Genomic DNA, 18,654 nt, shown 5'->3' with positions numbered 1-18,654 from the left:
GCATAATGGTTCAACTGACGCTTCCGAAAAACTCCCGCATGACCAGCGGGAAGACATGGCCCAAGCCCGAAGGGGCGACCAACCTGCGCGAGTTCCACATCTATCGCTGGAACCCCGACGACGGGAAGAACCCGGCGCTCGACACCTATTTCGTCGATATGGACGATTGTGGGCCGATGATTCTCGACGCGCTGATCAAGATCAAGAACGAGATCGACCCGACGCTGACCTTCCGTCGCTCCTGCCGCGAGGGCATCTGCGGCTCTTGTGCGATGAACATCGACGGGATCAACACGCTGGCCTGCACCTACGGCATGGAAGAGATCAACGGCGTGGTCAAAATCTACCCGCTGCCGCATATGCCGGTGGTCAAGGACCTGATCCCCGATCTCACGCATTTCTACGCTCAGCACGCCAGCATCCAACCGTGGCTGGAGACTGATACGCCCGAGCCGCGCAAGGAGTGGAAACAGTCGATCGACGACCGCGCCAAGCTGGACGGTCTGTACGAGTGCATCATGTGCGCCTGCTGCTCGACTTCCTGCCCCAGCTACTGGTGGAACGGCGACCGCTACCTCGGGCCAGCGGCCCTGCTGCACGCCTACCGCTGGATCATCGACAGCCGGGACGAGGCGACGGGCGAGCGTCTGGATGACCTCGAAGACCCCTTCAAGCTCTACCGCTGCCACACGATTATGAACTGCGCCAAGACCTGCCCCAAGGGGCTGAACCCGGCGGCGGCGATTGCCAATATCAAGAAACTGATGGTCGAGCGCACCGTCTAATCCATCCAATCCGACAGGAAGGCCCGGCCAAGCGCCGGGCCTTTGGTTTTTCCCATGATCCTGCCCTTTGTCATCGTTATCGTTTTTGTGATCGTGCTGATCTTTGCCCGTCGCAACGCGCCCACGCGTGACTGCCGCTGGCGCGAAGACCGGGCGGGGGACAAGGGCGCGCTGCGCAAATACCACTGTGTCGCCTGTGGGGCCGAAGCCTACCGCAGCGAAGGCCCACCCGACCGCTGCCTCAAAGGGCTCGACACCCCGCGTCTGTGACTTGCTTTTGCCCCCAGCCCACCGCAAGCTTGCGGGAAAGGGGAGGCAGCAATGGGTGAGCGTTTCAAAGCAGATGTGATCGTCGTGGGGGCGGGTCTGGCCGGCATGGTCGCCGCCCATGAGGCCGTGCTACGCGGCCGCCGGGTGCTGCTCATGGACCAAGAAGGCCCGCAAAGCCTCGGCGGGCAGGCGTTCTGGTCGCTCGGCGGTCTCTTCATGGTCGACACGCCCGAACAGCGCCGCATGGGCATCCGCGACAGCGCGGAGCTCGCCTATCGCGACTGGATGAGCTCGGCGCAGTTCGACCGGGCAGAAGACGCCAACCCCCGCAAACTCGCCGAAGGGTTCATCGACTGGGCAGCAGGCGACATGCGGGGCTGGCTGCACCAGATCGGTCTGCGCTGGTTTCCGGTCGTCGGCTGGGCCGAGCGCGGCGGCGCAGGGGCCCATGGCCACGGCAACTCTGTTCCGCGCTTTCATATCACTTGGGGCACCGGCACCGGCGTCGTCGCCCCCTTCGCGCGGCTGATGCAGGACTACGCGTCAGCGGGCAGGCTGCGCCTTGCCTTCCGCCACCGCGTCACAGGGCTGGTCACGACGGATGGCGCGGTCACCGGCGTGGCGGGCGAGGTTCTGGAAAACAGCGACGCCCCGCGCGGTCAGAGCACATCGCGAAATGTCACCGGCGACTTTGAGCATACCGCCGAGGCCGTCATCCTCACCACCGGCGGTATCGGCGCCAACCACGATCTGGTGCGGCAACACTGGCCCAAAGACCGCCTCGGCCCCGCGCCGCGCCAGATGGTCAGCGGCGTGCCCGACTACGTCGACGGCAAGATGCACGCCATCGCCGCCGACGCCGGGGCGGGGCTCATTAACGAAGACCGCATGTGGCACTACTGCGAAGGCGTTCAGAACTGGAACCCGATCTGGCCCAACCACGGCATCCGCATCCTGCCCGGCCCCTCGTCCATGTGGTTCGACGCGCGCGGCGACCGGATGGAGGCGCCCTGCTTGCCCGGCTTCGACACACTCTCGACTCTCAAACGCATCCTGCAAGCAGGCGAGCACAGCTGGTTCATCCTGACGCAAAAGATCATCGAAAAGGAATTCGCCCTCTCGGGATCCGAACAGAACCCCGATCTCACCTCCGGCAAATGGGGCGAAGTCCTGAATGCACGGCTCGGCAAGGGGGCAACTGCCGCAGTCGAGGCCTTCAAAGAAAAAGGCGCGGATTTCATCGTCGCGGAGGATCTGGAAACCCTCGTCAATCGCATGAACGCCCTCACACCCGAGACCCCCGTCGCCCTAGAGCACATCCGCGCCCAAATCGCAGCCCGCGACGGCCAATTGGGCAATTCCTTCGCCAAAGACGCTCAGATCACCGCGATCCGCGGCGCCCGCAACTACCGTGGCGACCGTCTGATCCGCACCGCCAAACCCCACGCCATCCTCGATCCGGCCAACGGCCCGCTCATCGCGGTGCGCCTGAACATCCTCACCCGCAAATCGCTCGGCGGATTACACAGCGACCCCCAAGGCCGCGTGCTCACGCCTGCGGGCACCATCCTCCCCGGCCTCTTCGCCGCCGGAGAGGTCTGCGGCTTCGGCGGTGGCGGCTACCACGGCTACAACGCCCTCGAAGGCACCTTCTTGGGCGGCTGCCTCTACTCCGGCCGCCTCGCCGGTCAACACGCCTGAAAGACGCGCCACACCCCCTCCCTTCATCCTTTCCCAAATACCTTCCGCACTCTCCCCACACGCGAGCGCCAACCAACGAAGCACCCCCCCCCTCGCTCACACCACCTGCCAAGCCACGAAAAAAGGCGCGACCCCCGCCGCGCCCCTTCATCCTTTTTCAAATACCAATCCCGCTCTCTCAGCAGGCGCCGCACTCAGGCGAAAGCCGCCTCCAGCGCAATCTCGACCATATCGCCAAAACTCTTTTCGCGATCCTCCGACGGCAACGCCTCGCCGGTCTGCAAATGATCGCTCACCGTCAGCACCGCCAAGGCACGCCGCTTGTGCCGCGCGGCCAGCGTGTAAAGCTCCGCCGCTTCCATCTCGACACCGAGGATGCCATGGCGCACCATCTGCTCATCGAGATCGGGGCGCTCCGCATAGAAAACATCCGAGGAATAGATCCCGCCCACATGGGTCTTGGCCTCCAGCTTTTCGGCGGCAGCCACAGCGGCGCTCAAAAGGCCGTAATCGGCGCAGGGGGCGTAGTTCAATTCGCGGAAAATGCCGGAGGAGGGCGAGGTGATCGTGCTCGCCGTCATGGCGATGATCACGTCACGGATGCCGACATGGGATTGCATCCCCCCGCAAGAGCCGATGCGGATCAGGGTCTGCGCGCCATATTCGGTCATCAACTCATTGGCGTAGATCGACAGCGACGGCATGCCCATACCCGAGCCTTGGATCGTCACCCGGTTGCCGCGCCATGTGCCGGTAAAGCCGAGCATACCGCGCACTTCGTTGACCAGTTCGGCCCCTTCGAGAAAGGTCTCCGCCGCCCATTTCGCGCGGTAGGGGTCGCCGGGCATCAATACGGTTTCGGCGATATCGCCGGGTTTTGCGCCAATATGGACGGTCATTTCTGTCTCCTGATGTTTGGCGCATTTTGCCCGCGCAAGGCGGGCTTCACAAGGGCCGCGGTTGGGCAGGGGGCGTGACGTAAACTTCCGCTCGGCGCCGTGCGGGCGGTGACTATCGAATTCACATTTCCGTTAGCAATAAAAAAGCGCCGGTGAATTGCTATTCAACCGGCGCGAAATTCCCGTATTTCGGGAAGTATTAAACCCGCATCGTTTCCGGATCGGCACCATTCTCTACTTGGGCGCGGAACCAATTCGGCTGGCGGCCTTTTCCGGTCCAAGTCTGGGACGGGTTCTCCGGATTGGCGAACTGAGGCTTCGATTTCGGACCGGCAGGCGCTTTGCGCGGCTTCTTGGCCTTCTTGGGCGCGGGGGCCTCATCAGCTAACTCATTCAGGGAAAAGCCATATTCCGCCGCTGCCTTTTGCGCGGCCTTGCGTGCGGCGCGGCGTTCGCGCGCCTGTGCGGCCTGCAATGCCTTTTTGACATCCGACAGAAGTTTCTCCAGTTCCTTGCGGCTCATGGATTTCAGGTCTTTTTCCATATCTGATATTTCCTTTCCAGATTGTGCTGGTAGAGGGAATTATAGAGGCAATAAGTTAATTGCACGATGTATTTTGTGTCAGCCTATTCCGCCGCCACCGATTTGGGATCGGCAAGCGTAATAATATCCTGCATGATGACGTTCAATTCGAAGTCCTTCGGCGTATAGACCTGCGCCACCCCGGCGGCGCGCAAACGGGTGGCGTCGGCCTCGGGAATGATGCCGCCGACGATGACGGGAATATGGGTCAACCCGGCCTCGGCCATGCGTTTCATCAAGTCTTCGACCAAGGGCACGTGAGAGCCCGAGAGGATCGACAGGCCGACCACATGGGCGGCTTCCGTTTGTGCTGCTTCGACGATCTCCGCAGGGGTCAGACGGATGCCTTCATAGCTGATATCCATGCCGCAATCGCGGGCGCGGACGGCGATCTGCTCGGCCCCGTTTGAGTGGCCGTCGAGCCCTGGTTTGCCGACGAGGAATTTCAGCCTGCGGCCCAATTTGTCGCTGACCGCGTCTACCGCGTCGCGCAGGTCGTCCAGACCTTCGGTCTTGTTGGATTGGCCTGCGGAAATCCCTGTGGGGCCACGATATTCCCCGTGAACGGCGCGCATCTGCGCGGCCCATTCGCCGGTGGTCACCCCGGCTTTCGCGGCGGCGATGGAGGCGGGCATGATATTCTCGCCCGCCTGCGCCGCTGCGCGCAGATCGGCCAGCGCCTGTTTCACGGCACCCGCGTCGCGGGCGCTGCGCCAAGCGTCGAGCCGGGCGAGCTGGTCGGCCTCGGCGCCGGGGTCGGATTGCATGATATCGCCCGCGCCGGTCATCAGGGGCGAGGGCGCGCCTTGCTGCCATTTGTTGACGCCCACCACGACGGTTTCGCCGCTTTCGATGCGGCGCAGCCGGTCGGCATTGCTTTCGACCAAACGTCCTTTCATGTAATCGATCGCGGAAATCGCGCCGCCCATACCGTCGAGATTCGCCAATTCGGCCCGCGCCCCTTCTTTCAGCAATTCGACCTTGGCATCGACTGCTGGGTTGCCGTCGAATAGATCGTCGAATTCCAAAAGGTCCGTTTCATGGGCCATGATCTGCTGCATCCGCATCGACCATTGTTGATCCCAGGGGCGGGGCAGGCCGAGAGCTTCGTTCCATGCGGGCAATTGCACGGCGCGGGCGCGGGCTTTTTTCGACAGGGTCACGGCCAGCATTTCGATGAGAATACGGTAGACGTTATTCTCGGGCTGTTGTTCGGTCAGCCCCAGTGAATTGACCTGCACCCCGTAGCGGAAGCGACGGAATTTGGGGTCTTCGACGCCATAGCGCTCGCGGCAAATCTCGTCCCAAAGGTCTACAAAGGCGCGCATTTTGCACATTTCGGTGACGAAACGGATGCCTGCGTTCACGAAGAAGGAAATGCGGCCCACCAATTTCGGAAAATCCTCTGCCGGGACGCGGGGTTTCAGCGCGTCGAGCACGGCGGTGGCGGTGGCCAGCGCGAAGGCCAATTCCTGTTCCGGCGTCGCGCCCGCCTCTTGCAGGTGGTAGGAACAGACGTTCATCGGGTTCCATTTCGGCACATTCGTATAGCAGAATTCGGCCACATCCGCGATCATCTTGAGCGATGGCGCGGGCGGGCAGATATAGGTGCCGCGGCTGAGGTATTCCTTGATCAGGTCGTTTTGCACTGTGCCTTGCAGCTTGGAGACATCCGCGCCCTGTTCCGCGGCCACCGCGATGTAGAGCGCCAGCAGCCATGGGGCGGTGGCGTTGATCGTCATCGAGGTGTTCATCTGTTCCAGCGGGATGCCATCAAACAGCGCGCGCATATCGCCGAGGTGATTGACGGGCACGCCCACCTTGCCCACCTCGCCGCGGCTAAGCACATGGTCGCTGTCATAGCCGGTTTGGGTGGGCAGGTCGAAGGCCACGGAAAGCCCGGTCTGCCCGCGCTCAAGGTTCGAGCGGTAAAGCGCGTTGGACGCGGCGGCGGTGGAATGGCCCGCATAGGTGCGAATGAGCCAGGGGCGGTCTTTCTGCGGTTGGGTCATCGTGGCCTCTTGAATCTGGGTGGCAATAAAGTTGCGTCATGACGTTGATAGGGGAAATAATATGCCTCTGTCAATTCGCTGCGTTGCGGCATCACTTGGGCCGTTTGGGCGGGCGGGAAACAGATAAATATTGTCCTCTCGCCCCCGCGCTGTAAGGGTTAAGCCATGACGCAGACTGTGCAATTGCCCCTTTGGCTGTTCATCCTCATCGTGGTTTTCGCAGCCGTCACGGCGCTGAGCCATTTTCTGCTGCCTTCGGTGCGTTGGTTCTTTCGCCGGCGGCTTGAGCGGGCGGTGGCGCGGTTGAACAAGCGGCTGACGCGGCCCATCGAGCCCTTCAAACTGGCGCGGCGGCACGACATGATTCAGCGGTTGATCTATGATCCGGAGGTCAGCCAAGAGATCGTCAACTATGCCCGCAGCAACGGCGTGCCGGAAAACGTGGCCTTTCAAAAGGCGCGGGAATATGCGCGCGAGATCGTGCCGCGGTTTTCGGCCTTTGCCTATTTCAGTTTCGGCATCCGTTTGGCGCGGTTGTTGACCAATACGGTCTACCGGGTCGAGACGGCGGTGAGTAACGAGACGACATTCGCCGCGCTGCCGCGGGATGCCACGGTTGTCTTCATCATGAACCACCGGTCGAACATGGATTATATGCTGGTAACCTACCTCGCCGCGCGGTCTTCGGCGCTGAGCTATGCGGTGGGGGAATGGGCGCGGGTTTGGCCGCTGAGCACGCTGATCCGCTCCATGGGGGCCTACTTCATCCGCCGCCGGTCGCGCGGGGCGCTCTATCGCAAGGTCTTGGCGCGCTATGTGCAGATGGCCACGACGGGCGGGGTGACGCAGGCCTTCTACCCCGAGGGCGGCTTGAGCCTGACCGGGGCCTTGCAGCCGCCGAAGGTCGGGCTCCTGTCCTATGTCGTGGATGGCTTCGACCCCGAGGGCGCGCGCGACATCATTTTCGTGCCCGTGGCGATTAACTATGACCGGGTGCTGGAAGACCGCGTGTTGATCGCCGCCGGGCAGCGCGGGGACCGGCGTTTCGGGGCGCGGATCACGGTGGTTGTGGGCTTCGTGATGCGCAAGATGTGGCGGCGGCTGCGCGGGCGCGACACGCGTTTTGGCACGGCGGCGGTGACCTTTGGCGATCCGCTGTCGCTGCGTCGCACCGGGGCCGGGGTGCCGGTCTCGGAGTTGTCCGAGATGTTGATGGGCCGGATCGCGCAGGCGATGCCGGTGCTGACCGTGCCGCTGATCGCGCGGGTGATGTTGCAGGCCGCCCGCCCGATGAAGGAGGCCGATCTGCTGGCCGAAGTGGCTGCCACTTTGGAGCAGATGCCACCGCGCAATCGGGTGCCGAAGCCGGACGTCCTGCCCGAACGGGTCGCCCGCGCAGTCGCGCGGCTTGAGAAACGTGGCGTCATTTCCGAAGGCCCAGAGGGGCTGGAGATCGTCGAGGGGCAGGGGCCTGTTTTGGCCTTCTACGCTAATTCCATTGCACATTTCCCCTCGGAGGATGCTGCACCTGCGGCAGAAATTTCTGCGACTGCTGGGTCATAAAATTACAAACTGCGGCATCTAGGGGTTGCATTGTTGCGCGGCGGATCATATCCCGAAAGGGAGCCGCCGCGATTCTGCGGTGCGGCACAGACCTTGTAGACACCGATCACCGGCAGGAGGCCCACATGGCACTGGATACGAAACACGCCGAATATGACGCCCCGCAAAAGGACCTCTATGAAGTGGGCGAGATGCCCCCGATGGGGCATGTCCCGAAACAGATGTATGCTTGGGCGATCCGCCGCGAACGGCACGGCGACCCGGACAGCGCGATGCTGCAAGAGGTGGTCGACGTGCCTAAGCTCGACAGCCAAGACGTGCTGGTCCTCGTGATGGCGGCGGGCATCAACTACAACGGTGTCTGGGCCGCGCGCGGCGTGCCGATCAGCCCCTTCGACGGCCATGGCGAGCCTTACCACATCGCGGGCTCCGATGCCTCGGGCATCGTCTGGGCGGTGGGTGACAAGGTGACCCGCTGGAAAGTCGGCGACGAGGTGGTGATCCACTGCAACCAAGACGACGGCGACGACGAGGAATGCAACGGCGGCGACCCGATGTATTCTCCCAGCCAGCGGATCTGGGGCTATGAGACGCCCGACGGCTCTTTTGCGCAGTTCACCCGGGTGCAGAGCCAGCAGCTGATGCCGCGCCCCAAGCACCTGACATGGGAGGAAAGCGCCTGCTACACGCTGACGCTGGCGACCGCTTACCGGATGCTCTTTGGCCATGAGCCGCATGACCTGAAGCCCGGCCAGAACGTGTTGGTCTGGGGCGCCTCCGGTGGCCTCGGCTCCTATGCGATCCAGCTTATCAACACTGCGGGCGCCAATGCGATCGGCGTGATTAGCGACGAGAGCAAGCGCCAGTTCGTGATGGATCTGGGTGCGAAAGGCGTGCTGAACCGCAAGGACTTCAACTGCTGGGGCCAACTGCCCACCGTGAACACGCCGGAATATGCGGAGTGGTTCAAGGAAGCGCGCAAATTCGGCAAGGCGATCTGGGACATCACTGGCAAGGGCGTGAACGTTGACATGGTCTTTGAGCACCCCGGCGAGGCGACCTTCCCGGTCTCCACTTTCGTGGTCAAAAAGGGCGGCATGGTGGTGATCTGCGCAGGCACAAGCGGGTTCAACCTGACCTTCGACGTGCGCTACATGTGGATGCACCAGAAGCGCTTGCAGGGCAGCCACTTTGCCCACCTCAAACAGGCGAGTGCCGCCAACAAGCTGATGATGGAGCGGCGGCTCGACCCCTGCATGTCCGAGGTCTTTAGCTGGGCCGATCTGCCCGAGGCGCATATGAAGATGATGCGTAATGAGCATAAGCCGGGGAATATGTCGGTACTGGTTCAAGCGCCGACGACCGGGCTGCGCACGTTGGAAGACACGCTGGTCGCCCGCGACTGAGCGACACGGATCGGCTAAGATGAGACCCCCGTGGCTTCGGCTGCGGGGGTTTTGCGTGGTGTCCTGTCGAAACAGAGGCTTAGCGCCCGAAACCCCGCTATTTATGGGGGGGCAGAAAGCGCGGATGGTGCAAAATTTCGTACATGCTATGGTTGTATTAATCTGCCATTAACCAAAGCTGGGCGACCCTCATGCGAGATGATTGGATATTGGACGTTTTGGCCGATCTCAGGGCTTTTGCCATGGCGAACCAACTGCCGCGCACGGCGGAACAGTTGGACGACGCGGCGCTGATCGCTCTGGCTGAGATGTCCTTGCAACGCGAAAGGGCCATGGGCCGGACGCATGAGGATAGAGCCGCATCTGGAACGGATTTGGGAAAGGCTGGCGCAGGCTGATGGCCAGCCCGCCCTTGGGCAGGCCTGCAAAGACCTGCGCGATCACTATGGCATTCTGCATGTCGTCTATCACTGGGTCGACACGGCGGGGGTGCAATATGGCTGCGGCACCTATGGCGCGCTTTGGTCTGAGCGCTATCAGGCGCATAACTACCTGCGCATCGATCCTGTGGTCGCGGGCTGCTATCGCCGGTTCGAGCCGGTGGATTGGAAAGACCTCGATTGGTCCTCTCGCGCCGCGCGGCAGTTTCGCCGGGATGCTTTGGACCATGGGGTCGGCGATCAGGGGTTCTCGGTCCCGATCCGGGGGCCGCATGGGCAATTCGCGCTTTTCACCACGAACCACAGTTGCACGGATAGGGTTTGGGCCGCTTTCACCGCGCGGCACCGGCGCGATTTGATCTGGGCGGCCCATTGCTTCAATGAAAAGGCGCTGGCGCTGGCCCCGGAGCGGGCGCCGGGTGCGGTGCAGGCGCTGTCCCCGCGTGAGGTGGATGCGATGACCCTGCTGGCGGTGGGCTATAGCCGCGCGCAGGTGGCCGACCGTCTGTCGATCTCGGAACATACGCTGCGCGCCTATGTGGAAAGCGCCCGCTTCAAACTGGGGGCGTCCAACACCACCCATGCGGTCGCCCGGGCGCTGAGCCGGGGGCTGATCGTCGTCTGAGGCGGATAATCCACATGAATCACAGGCGCGCGGGGCAAAGCCATCTGGCCCCCGGCGCGGGGCTCATTTAGGGTCGCCCAATGACATCTACCGCGCTCACCTATTCCGAAGACCAAGCCGCCGCCCATGACAAGGTGGCCGATATGCTGCGCTCTGCGGGCATCGATCTGGACGACTCGCTTTTGATGCCGCCTGCGGGCGGGCCGGATCAGGTGATGGCGGTGACCGGCAAGGCCGGATCGGGCAAGACCCTGCTGCTGGCCGAGCTTTACCGCGCGCTGGAAGGGGCCGGGGTCGAGATCGTCTCGGGCGATTACGAATCGCGCAAGAAGCGCGAGAAGCGGACCTTGGCGATCCTCGCGCCCACCAATAAGGCGGCGAGCGTGTTGCGCTTGCGCGGGGTGCCTGCGACGACGATCCACCGCATTCTCTATACGCCGGTCTATCACCCCGAGTATGAGCGCATCGCCGAATGGCTGACCGGCAACGGTGAGAAGCCCGAGATCGAGGGCCTCAGCGAAATGGCGTTGGACCGGGCGGCGGCGTTTTTCGCGAACAACAAGTCCGTGCCCGGGGCGCTGGCGGCGGCGGGGCTGCGCGGCAGTGATTTCATCACTGGCTGGAAGCGGCGGGAAGAGCCATTGGACATCGGTTTTGTCGACGAAAGTTCGATGCTGGACGACAAGCAGTTCGAGGATTTGAAAGAGATTTTCCCGACTCTGCTTTTGTTCGGCGACCCGGCGCAGTTGGCACCGGTGGGGCAGTCGGGCACGATGGTCTTCGAGAAACTACCCGAAAAGCGCGTGTTGAACCTCAACCGCATCCACCGGCAAGAGGCCGACAACCCGATCCTTGATCTCGCCCATGCGCTGGCCGATCCGCAGTTGGAGTTTCATGACTTTGAGCGGATGATCGAAGACGCGGCGCGCAAGGACGACCGGGTGGTCTGGGGCCAGCGTGTCGAAGTCGATCTCATGGCGCGCAGCCCGGTGCTGGTCTGGCGCAACGCGACGCGCATTCGGCTGATCAATGCGTTCCGCAGCGTGCATGGCGCGCCGGAGGATGCGTTGCTGGCGGGCGAGCCGCTGATCTGCGACGGGATCGAACTGCCGCTGAAACACCGCAAGAAACGGCTGGATCTGGAGGCGCGCGGCCTGATCAAGGGCGCGCAGGTGGTCTATCTGGGCGAGGGGCGCAAGCCCGGCTTCAGCCGCTTGCATGTGATCGGCGCCGAAGACCCGCAGGTGAGCGCCGCCTCGATCGTAAAGATCGAGAAACCCGACGAAGAAGAACCCTTTATACCCTTCGCCGCGCGCATGGGGGCGACCTTTCTGCATGGGGCGGCGGTGACGATCCACAAGGCCCAAGGCAGCCAGTGGGAGAACGTGCAGGTCTTCGCGCCCGATCTTTATGCCGCCGCACGGATGGGGCGGAGTGAGGCAGGCCAGCCGCTGTGGAAGCGGCTGGCCTATGTCGCCATCACCCGCGCTCAAGAACGTCTGATCTGGGTGGTGCGCAACCGGCTCAGCAAACCTTCGGGGCCGTTGCGGGTGGATGATCTGCGGGCCGCGCCTGCGGCGGCGCTGACGCTTGAGGCGACCGAGGATGGCGCGGCTTAGCGCCGCATGAGGCCGAAGACGGCGGAGGCGCCCCAGCCCGCGGCAACCGCGATGAAGAGCGACAGCAGCCCGTAGAGAAACGCCTGTTGATGGGCGAGGTTGAACAGCCAACGCTCCATCCCGACTTTGCGCACGTCGATGATCGTCTCATATTGCGCCACCACATCGCCGCCGCGCGTGAGGAAAATCCGCGTGTCATAGGCCCCTTCGGTGAGCGAGGCGGGCAGGGCGACGGCGGCGCGGAAAAGGGTCTGTTCGTCGACCTTCACCCCGTCTTCGATGACTTGGTACAGGTTCGCATCCTTACGCACGCGGATCAGCGCATCGGTGAACTGGGTGGGGTCCGCGATCTCCATCGGGGCGCCGACCGACCGGATGGCGCGGGGGATGGAGATGCGGTGGCGCAGGTCTTCGATGCGTTTGAGCACCTCGGCCAGCGGGCCGGAGGTGACCACGGCGTAGAAGCTTGGTGCGCGGTCGACCTCAACCGCAGCGGTGTTCACCCAGATGCCAAAGCGTCGCTCTTTCCGGCGCACCATGACCGGGGCCGAGGGGCCGGAGACGGTAATGACAACTTCGAGCGGCGCGCCATCGGGGATCGGGGTTTCGCGTTTGACGGCCCCGTAGACAAGGATCTCGGACCCGTCGAAATTGGTGGTGATGGAGACTTCGGCCTGGCTGAGGCCAAGCACGATTTCTTCTTCCGCCGTGGCGGTCAGGGCCGTGAAACACAGGCCAAGAAAGGCGATCAGCGCGCGCATCATTCCGCCGCCACCGGGCTGAGCGAATAGAGCTCCGCGGGTTCCAGCAACAGGTCGAGCGCCAGCTTGCCGCAGACCGCCAAGACCAGCACCGCGAGCAGGATGCGCAGCTGTTCGGCCTGCATCCGCACGCCGATCCGCGTGCCCACCTGCGCGCCGAGCACGCCGCCCACCAGCAGGAGCACCGCCAGCACGATGTCGACCGTCTGGTTGGTGGTGGCATGGAGCATGGTGGTAAAGCCGGTGACGAAGATGATCTGCAAAAGCGAGGTGCCGATCACCACTTTGGTCGGCATGCCAAGCAGGTAGATCATTGCAGGGACCATGATGAAACCGCCGCCCACGCCCATGATCGCCGAAAGCATCCCGACCGCCGCGCCCACCAGCACCGGCGGGATCACTGAGATATAAAGGCCCGAAACCCGAAAGCGAATTTTGAACGGCAGCCCATGCACCCAATAGTGCTTCTTGCGTTTGACCCGGCCCCCCTTGCGGGTGCGGCGGATGGCGCGGAGCGATTCCACGAACATCAGCCCGCCGATAATACCAAGGAAGACGACATAGCAAAGCGTCACCAGCAGATCGACTTGGCCGAGCGATTTCAGGTAGTTGAAGATGAACATGCCGATGCCGGAGCCGATCAGACCCCCGGCCAGCAGCACCCAGCCCATTCGGAAATCGACCGTCTTTCGCTTGAGATGCGCCAGAAGCGCCGAGAAGGAAGAGGCCACGATTTGATTGGTCGAGGTCGCCACCGCCACGGCGGGCGGGATGCCGACAAAGAACAGCAGCGGCGTGATCAGAAACCCGCCGCCGACGCCGAACATGCCCGACAGGATGCCCACGATGCCGCCCAACCCCAAAAGGAGGAAGGCGTTGACCGATACTTCGGCAATGGGCAGGTAGATTTGCATGACGTTTCCTAGCCCCGAACGGCCGCGCAGTTCAACATAGCTTGTCGCGGTGAGGCGACCACTTTGACAGGTTGCGCCGATCCGGCCCTCGGGTGCAAGGGCCGGAAGGAAGTGTCAGCGTTCTTTCACATAGGGCTCGCCACCTGCGCGCGGCGGGATCGCTTTTCCGACAAAACCGGCGAGGATCACCACGGTCATCAGATAGGGCAGGGCGCCCAGAAGTTGGCCCTGCACCTTGATGCCGATGACCGATTGGATCACGTCCGGTCGGGTCTCCAGCGCGCCGAAGAGGCCGAAGAGCAGCGTGGCCCAGAGTGCGTACCACGGGCGCCACTTGGCGAAGATCAGCGCGGCCAGCGCGATGAAGCCGCGGCCTGCCGACATGTCCTTGACGAAACCCGCTTGTAGCGCGGTGCTGAGGTAGGCGCCCGCCACGCCGCAGAGCAGCCCCGCGATGGCCACGGCGGCATAGCGCAGACCCACGACCGAGACACCGGCGGTGTCGACGGCGGCGGGGTTCTCGCCCACCGCGCGCAGGCGCAGGCCGAAGCGGGTGCGGAACAGGATCCACCATGTCAGCGGCACGGCGAGGAAGGCGGCATAGACGAGGATCGAATGGCCCGAGATCAGCTCTTCGTAGAGCGGGCCGATGACGGGCACGCTCTCCATCGCCTCAGCGAAGGGCAGGGTGATCGGCTCGAACCGCGCGCCGCCAAAGAGCGAGGGGGTGCGGCCCCCTTGGGCGAACCAGTCTTGGGCGATCAGCACGGTCATGCCGGCGGCGAGGAAGTTGATCGCCACGCCGGAGATCAGCTGGTTGCCGCGGAAGGTGATCGAGGCGAGGCCATGCACGGCGCTGAGCGCCAGCGAGGAGGCGATGCCCGCCGCCAAACCCAGCCAGACCGAACCGGTGAGCGACGCGAGTGCCGCCGAGAAGAAGGCCGCGGCCAGCATCTTGCCTTCGAGCCCGATGTCGAAAACGCCCGCGCGTTCGGAGAAGAGACCGGCAAGACAGGCCAGAAGCAGAGGCGTGGCCAGCCGCACGGTGCTGTCGAGCAATTGGATGAGCGTGATGTAGTCCATAGGTCAGACCCGCTTTCTCAGGGGGGTATAGGGGCTCATTCCGCGCTCTCCGACTGGGCGCTGCGCGGGCCGGGTTTGGGCGGGCCGGGGCGGCGGAACATCAAGAAGAGACGCTCCAGCGGCATCCGCACCATATTGTCGAGCGCGCCGGTGAAGAGGATCACGAGCGCCTGGATCACGACGATCAGCTCGCGCGGGATCGAGGTCCAGAGCGCAAGCTCCGCGCCGCCTTGGTAGAGGAAGCCGAACAGGAGGGCGGCAAAGAAGACGCCCACCGGGTGCGAGCGGCCCATCAGCGCCACGGCGATGCCGATGAAGCCCGCGCCCTCGGTCGCGTTCAGCACCAGACGTTCGCTTTCGCCCATGACGTTGTTGATCGCCATCAGCCCCGCCAGCGCGCCCGAGATGATCATGGTGATCATGGTGATGCGCACGGGCGAGATGCCGGCGTATTTCGCCGCCGGCTGCGAATGGCCGTAGGCGCGGATTTCATAGCCCAGACGGGTGCGCCAGATCAGCATCCAGATCGCCACGCAGGCGCCGACGGCCACCAGCAGCGAGACGTTGGCGGGTGCGGATTTGGAGAAAGCGATGCCCAGCGGGGCGAGCAGCTCGTGCAGGGTCGGCAGATGCACGGCTTCGGGGAAGCGGGCGCTGGCCGGGTCCATGCTGCCCGGTGGGCGCATGACGTTGACGAGAACGTAGTTCAGCAGCGCCGCGGCAATGAAGTTGAACATGATCGTGGTGATCACGACGTGCGAGCCGCGCTTGGCCTGCAACCAGCCGGGGATCGCGGCCCAGATGGCGCCCAGAAGACCGGCCATGACGCCGCAACCGATCAGTGCCAGCGTCCAATGCGGCCACGGGATGTAGAGCGCGGCCAGCGCCACGCCGAGGCCGCCCAGCATCGCCTGACCTTCACCGCCGATGTTGAACAGGCGCGCGTGGAAGGCCACGGCGACGGCAAGGCCGGTGAAGATGAAGTTGGTGGCATAATACAGCGTGTAGCCCCAGCCATAGGTCGAGCCGAGTGCACCCTTGACCATGAGGTTCACCGCCGCGACCGGGTCTTCGCCGATCGACAGGATCACCAGCGCCGAGAGCACGGCGGCCAGCAGCAGGGAGATCAGCGGCACGAGGATCACCTCGGCCCATTTCGGCATCACGTCCATCTCAGACCTCCTTGCGCGCGTCGCCGCCCGCCCGGGCGAGATTGGCCTCGACCTCGGCCACGCTGTGTTCGTTCTCGGTATCGGTGATCCCGGCCATCAGCAGCCCAAGCTCCTTTTCGTCGGTCTGGTCGGCGGCACGTTCGCCCATGATCTGCCCGTCGAACATCACCGCGATGCGGTCCGACAGGGCGAGGATTTCTTCCAACTCGACCGAGACCAGCAGGATCGCCTTGCCCTGATCGCGCAGGGCGATGATCTGCTCGTGAATGAACTCGATCGCGCCGATGTCGACGCCGCGGGTGGGCTGGCCGATGAGCAGAAGGTCTGGGTTGCGCTCGATCTCGCGGGCCAGAACAATCTTCTGCTGGTTGCCGCCGGAAAAATTCTTGGCGGCCAGCGTCGGGTCGGGCGGGCGCACGTCGAAACGGGCCATCTTGTCTTCGGCATCTGCGCGGATCGCGGCATGGTCCATCAGCATGCCGCTGTTGAAACGGTCGTCGTGGTGGTAGCCGAAGACGTTGTTCTCCCAAGCCTGGAAATCCATGATCAGACCTTCGCGCTGGCGGTCTTCGGGCACATGGGCCACGCCGCGCGCGCGGCGCGACTGGCCGTCGCTCTTCTTGCCCGAGAGGTCCAGCGGCGTGCCGTTGAGCGTGACGCTGCCGGTGCCGTCGGCATAGCCGCCCAGCACTTCCAAGAGTTCCGACTGGCCGTTGCCCGCAACGCCCGCGAGGCCCAGCACTTCGCCGGCGCGAATCTGCAGGTCGATCCCGCGCAGCCGCTCGACGCCCTTGTCGTCGACCACCCGCAGGCCCTTGATGTCGAGGATCACCTCGCCCGGGGTGGCGGGCTCTTTGTTGACGCGCAAGAGCACCTTGCGCCCGACCATCAGCTCGGCCAGTTCCTGCGGCGAAGTCTCGGCGGTTTTCACGGTGGCGGTCATCTGGCCGCGGCGCATGACCGAGACGGTGTCGGTGATCTCCATGATCTCGCGCAGCTTGTGGGTGATCAGGATGATGGTTTTGCCCTCGGAGCGCAGACGCCCGAGAATGCGGAACAGCTGGTCGGCCTCGGCGGGGGTCAGCACGCCCGTGGGCTCGTCGAGGATGAGGATATCGGCCTGCCGGTAGAGCGCTTTCAGGATTTCCACGCGCTGCTGCATGCCGACGCCGATGTCCTGAATCTGCGCGTCGGGGTCGACGTTGAGGCCGTAGTCCTTCGACAGTTCGATCAGCGTCTTGCGCGCCTTCGACAGCGAGGGCTTCAAGAGGCGGCCATCCTCGGCGCCGAGGATGATGTTCTCCAGAACGGTGAAGTTTTCCACCAGCTTGAAGTGCTGGAACACCATGCCGATGCCGGCGGCGATGGCGGCCTGGCTGTCGGGGATCTCGGTCTTGCGGCCACTGATGAAGATCTCGCCCGCGTCGGCCTTGTAGAAGCCGTAGAGGATCGACATCAGCGTCGATTTCCCGGCGCCGTTCTCGCCGATGATGCCGTGGATCGTGCCCGGCATGACGCGGATGGAGATATCTTTGTTGGCCTGTACCGGGCCGAAGGCCTTGGAGATGCCCTTGAGTTCGATCGCGGGGGCGGTATCGGTCATGTCAAAAGGTCCTGCGGGCGTTGCAGCCCTTGATCTGGCGTTGGTCCATCGCTGCCCCGGTCACGCTGTGGGGTTTTAAAAGGGGCCGCGCCGATGATCGGCGCGGCCCCGGGTGTCGATTGTGGATAAATTGGGCTCAGAAGTCCAGTGCCGGGCAGCTGTCGTTCTCGTAGTAGGAGACCACTTTGATCTCGCCGTCGATGATCTTCTGGCGCGCTTCGTCGACAGCGGCCTTCATCTCTTCGGTCACGAGATCTTGGTTATGTTCGTCGATGGCAACGCCAACACCTTCTTCGGCAAGGCCCAGGGTCACGACTTCGCCGACTTCGAGGTCTTCGCCCGCCATCATCGCGTCATAGACGGCGACATCGACGCGTTTCAGCATGGAAGTCAGGACCTTGCCCGGGTGCAGGTGGTTCTGGTTGCTGTCGACGCCGATCGACAGGATGCCTTCGTCGGCAGCGGTTTGCAGCACGCCCACGCCAGTGCCGCCCGCCGCGGCATAGACCACGTCAGCGCCTTGGTTGATCTGCGCTTTGGTGATCTCAGAGCCCTTCACCGGGTCGTTCCACGCGGCAGGGGTGGTGCCGGTCATGTTGGCGATGACGGTGGCGTCGGGGTTGGTCGCCTTGACGCCTTGGGCATAGCCGCAGCCGAAGTGACGGATGAGCGGCACGTCCATGCCACCGACGAAGCCCACGGTGTCGCTCTCGGAGGCCATGGCGGCCATGACGCCAACGAGGTAGGAGCCTTCATGTTCGGCAAAGCTGACCTGACGCACGTTGGGCAGGTCAAGCCAGTTCACGTCGATCACGGCGAACTTGGTGTCGGGATAGTCGGGCGCGACGGTCGCCAGCGGATCGGCCATAGCGAAGCCCATGGTGATGATCGGGTTGGCACCGGATTCGGCAAAGCGGCGCAGAGCCTGCTCACGCTGCGCTTCGGACTGCATCTCGATCTCGGCGAATTTGCCGCCGGTTTCTTCGGCCCAGCGGGAGGCACCGTTGAAGGCCGCTTCGTTGAAGCTCTTGTCGAACTTACCACCGAGGTCGAAGATCAGCGCCGGTTCAGCGGCTGCCGCGCCCGCGGTGAGCGCGAGGCCCGCAGCAGCGCCGAGGAATTTCGTCATGAGGGTCATTTGGTGTCTCCCGGGTTGTGGTGTCGGGCGGTCAATCAGATGCTGCCGCCACGGCGTTTGTGGATCATGTGATCAGGTAT

17 protein-coding genes are annotated in these 18,654 nt (G+C 63.6%); 8 read left to right on the top strand and 9 right to left on the bottom strand.

Annotated features, from left to right (window positions below; all coding sequences use genetic code 11):
* Window positions 1–5 precede the first annotated feature (5 nt).
* From ACGYLQ_RS07810 to ACGYLQ_RS07800, 3 genes are read left to right on the top strand one after another with little or no spacing between them, the layout of a single operon-like run.
* Window positions 6–785: a succinate dehydrogenase iron-sulfur subunit gene (locus ACGYLQ_RS07810; RefSeq protein ID WP_067261891.1), complete on the top strand. Its 780-nt coding sequence runs from the start codon at window positions 6–8 to the stop codon at window positions 783–785.
* 54 nt (window positions 786–839) lie between these two features.
* Window positions 840–1,055 (top strand): hypothetical protein, encoded by a 216-nt coding sequence (locus ACGYLQ_RS07805; RefSeq protein WP_067261889.1) that lies wholly within the window; start codon window positions 840–842, stop codon window positions 1,053–1,055.
* A gap of 51 nt (window positions 1,056–1,106) precedes the next feature.
* Window positions 1,107–2,756, top strand: a complete 1,650-nt coding sequence (locus tag ACGYLQ_RS07800) for an FAD-binding dehydrogenase (protein WP_394441777.1) — start codon at window positions 1,107–1,109, stop codon at window positions 2,754–2,756.
* Between the two features lie 194 nt (window positions 2,757–2,950).
* Here the strand turns inward: ACGYLQ_RS07800 and deoD are convergent, their stop codons facing one another.
* The 3 genes from deoD to ACGYLQ_RS07785 form a co-directional block, all read right to left on the bottom strand.
* A complete protein-coding gene (deoD, locus tag ACGYLQ_RS07795) occupies window positions 2,951–3,655 on the bottom strand; it encodes a purine-nucleoside phosphorylase (RefSeq protein ID WP_209217445.1) in 705 nt (234 codons plus the stop codon).
* Between the two features lie 199 nt (window positions 3,656–3,854).
* Window positions 3,855–4,199 (bottom strand): H-NS histone family protein, encoded by a 345-nt coding sequence (locus ACGYLQ_RS07790; protein WP_271689351.1) that lies wholly within the window; start codon window positions 4,197–4,199, stop codon window positions 3,855–3,857.
* Between the two features lie 83 nt (window positions 4,200–4,282).
* Window positions 4,283–6,250, bottom strand: a complete 1,968-nt coding sequence (locus ACGYLQ_RS07785) for a methylmalonyl-CoA mutase family protein (RefSeq protein ID WP_394441774.1) — start codon at window positions 6,248–6,250, stop codon at window positions 4,283–4,285.
* Window positions 6,251–6,415: 165 nt separating this feature from the next.
* Between ACGYLQ_RS07785 and ACGYLQ_RS07780 the strand changes: the two genes are divergently transcribed.
* From ACGYLQ_RS07780 to ACGYLQ_RS07760, 5 genes are all read left to right on the top strand, one after another.
* On the top strand, window positions 6,416–7,813 hold the full coding sequence (locus tag ACGYLQ_RS07780) for a 1-acyl-sn-glycerol-3-phosphate acyltransferase (protein ID WP_394441771.1): 1,398 nt from the start codon (window positions 6,416–6,418) through the stop codon (window positions 7,811–7,813).
* 125 nt (window positions 7,814–7,938) lie between these two features.
* Entirely contained in the window at window positions 7,939–9,219 is a 1,281-nt protein-coding gene (gene ccrA / locus ACGYLQ_RS07775; protein WP_209217441.1) for a crotonyl-CoA carboxylase/reductase, read from the top strand.
* Between the two features lie 191 nt (window positions 9,220–9,410).
* On the top strand, window positions 9,411–9,617 hold the full coding sequence (locus ACGYLQ_RS07770; protein WP_082851964.1) for a hypothetical protein: 207 nt from the start codon (window positions 9,411–9,413) through the stop codon (window positions 9,615–9,617).
* Window positions 9,565–10,284: a LuxR family transcriptional regulator gene (locus ACGYLQ_RS07765; RefSeq protein WP_067261877.1), complete on the top strand. Its 720-nt coding sequence runs from the start codon at window positions 9,565–9,567 to the stop codon at window positions 10,282–10,284. The genes ACGYLQ_RS07770 and ACGYLQ_RS07765 overlap by 53 nt, the downstream gene beginning before the upstream one ends.
* An 80-nt stretch (window positions 10,285–10,364) precedes the next feature.
* Complete coding sequence (locus tag ACGYLQ_RS07760; RefSeq protein WP_067261876.1) at window positions 10,365–11,903, top strand: ATP-dependent RecD-like DNA helicase; 1,539 nt, start codon at window positions 10,365–10,367, stop codon at window positions 11,901–11,903.
* Here the strand turns inward: ACGYLQ_RS07760 and ACGYLQ_RS07755 are convergent.
* From ACGYLQ_RS07755 to ACGYLQ_RS07730, 6 genes are all read right to left on the bottom strand, one after another.
* Complete coding sequence (locus tag ACGYLQ_RS07755) at window positions 11,900–12,667, bottom strand: TIGR02186 family protein (protein ID WP_271689357.1); 768 nt, start codon at window positions 12,665–12,667, stop codon at window positions 11,900–11,902. The genes ACGYLQ_RS07760 and ACGYLQ_RS07755 overlap by 4 nt on opposite strands.
* Window positions 12,664–13,578 (bottom strand): sulfite exporter TauE/SafE family protein, encoded by a 915-nt coding sequence (locus ACGYLQ_RS07750; RefSeq protein WP_067261874.1) that lies wholly within the window; start codon window positions 13,576–13,578, stop codon window positions 12,664–12,666. The genes ACGYLQ_RS07755 and ACGYLQ_RS07750 overlap by 4 nt, the downstream gene beginning before the upstream one ends.
* A 114-nt stretch (window positions 13,579–13,692) precedes the next feature.
* A complete protein-coding gene (locus ACGYLQ_RS07745; protein WP_394413137.1) occupies window positions 13,693–14,661 on the bottom strand; it encodes an ABC transporter permease in 969 nt (322 codons plus the stop codon).
* A 35-nt stretch (window positions 14,662–14,696) separates the two neighbouring features.
* Window positions 14,697–15,833, bottom strand: coding sequence for an ABC transporter permease (locus ACGYLQ_RS07740; RefSeq protein WP_271689359.1), 1,137 nt, complete (start codon window positions 15,831–15,833; stop codon window positions 14,697–14,699).
* A 1-nt stretch (window position 15,834) separates the two neighbouring features.
* A complete protein-coding gene (locus ACGYLQ_RS07735; protein WP_394441768.1) occupies window positions 15,835–17,436 on the bottom strand; it encodes an ABC transporter ATP-binding protein in 1,602 nt (533 codons plus the stop codon).
* A 136-nt stretch (window positions 17,437–17,572) separates the two neighbouring features.
* Window positions 17,573–18,574: a BMP family protein gene (locus ACGYLQ_RS07730; RefSeq protein WP_271689361.1), complete on the bottom strand. Its 1,002-nt coding sequence runs from the start codon at window positions 18,572–18,574 to the stop codon at window positions 17,573–17,575.
* Window positions 18,575–18,654: the final 80 nt, after the last annotated feature.

This window comes from Sulfitobacter sp. 1A12779, from assembly GCF_043557315.1.
Lineage (GTDB): Bacteria > Pseudomonadota > Alphaproteobacteria > Rhodobacterales > Rhodobacteraceae > Sulfitobacter > Sulfitobacter faviae.
This window is presented reverse-complemented; position numbering and strand designations above follow the sequence as displayed.